Consider the following 1,201-nt stretch of genomic DNA (forward strand, 5'->3'; position numbering starts at 1 on the left):
GCAGCCTGGTAGTCGGCCAGGCTCAAGCTCTGGGCGCAAGGGCGCTGGTCGAGGTGGTCGAGGTCGTTGGTCACGCCACCGAGCAACTGCTGGATCAGCTGCGTGCCACTGCCCGGCAGGTCGGCCACCGGGTAGCCTTCGGCTTGCAATGCCTTGAGGATGTTCAAGGCCGCAGCGGGCGTATCCAGGCCAACACCGTTGCCAATACGGCCATCCCGGGTCGGGTAGTTGGCCAGCACCAGGGCCACGCGCTTCTGCCCATTGGGCAGGCGCGCCAGCTCGACCCAACGACGCGCCAGCTCGGCGACGAAGTCCATGCGTTCGGGGTGGGCGCGGTAGCACACCACATCCGACTGGCTGCGCTCGCTGCGCCAGGCCATGTCCTTGAAACTGACCGGCCGGGTGATGATGCGCCCGTCCAGTTCGGGCAAGGCAATGTGCATGGCCAGGTCGCGCGCACCCAGGCCTTGCTCGCTGGCTTCCCAGCCGGGCTGGTTGTCCTGCGCGCAAATGGCCTGCAACACCGGGATATCACGGCGGAACGGGCGCAGGTTGGGGCGTTCGGGGCTGGACATGGCAAAACCGGTGGTGTTGACCAGCACCTCGGCGCCGACCTCGTCCAGCCAGGCTTCGACCTGCTCCAGGCAGGCGCTTTCCTTCAGGCTGGCCACGGCGATCGGCAATGGATTCAGACCGGCCGCCTGCAGGCGCTGGCAGAACACGTCGATGAACGCGGTGTTGGCGGCTTGCAGGTGCGAGCGGTAGAACAGCAGCGGCGCTACCGGGTGTTCGGGGTGCCACTGCGGGTACCAGTCCTCCAGCGCCGCGCTGCCCTTTTGTGGGTGGTACACCGCCGTGCGCGGCAACGGCTGCGGCTCGTCCCAGGCATAGTCGCGGCCCAGCCACTGGCTGGCCAGGCAGTTGAACAGGTTGATGGCGTTGGCCTTGCCGCCTTGGCGCAGGTAGTGCCACAGGCGTTCGGCCTGCGCGCCGGTGACGTTGCCCAGGCTGGTCAGTTCCGGGTCCGGGCGGTCGTCGCCCGGCACCAGGATCAGCTGCACGCCACGGGCCGCCAGTTCGACCAGTTGTTCTACGCCATAGCGCCAATAACCGACGCCACCGTGCAGCGACACCAGAATGACCTTGGAATGGCGCAGCACCTGGTCAACGTACAGGTCGACCGAGGCGTGGTTCTGCACCT

1 protein-coding gene is annotated in these 1,201 nt (G+C 67.2%); it reads right to left on the minus strand.

Translation table 11 applies throughout. The features are described 5' to 3' along the window. A partial coding sequence (locus tag G1E_RS29275; RefSeq protein ID WP_047149725.1) for a cobaltochelatase subunit CobN occupies positions 1-1,201 on the minus strand: 1,201 nt, incomplete at both ends.

Origin of the sequence: Pseudomonas sp. TJI-51 (assembly GCF_000190455.2) — a bacterium.
Classification (GTDB): domain Bacteria; phylum Pseudomonadota; class Gammaproteobacteria; order Pseudomonadales; family Pseudomonadaceae; genus Aquipseudomonas; species Aquipseudomonas juntendi.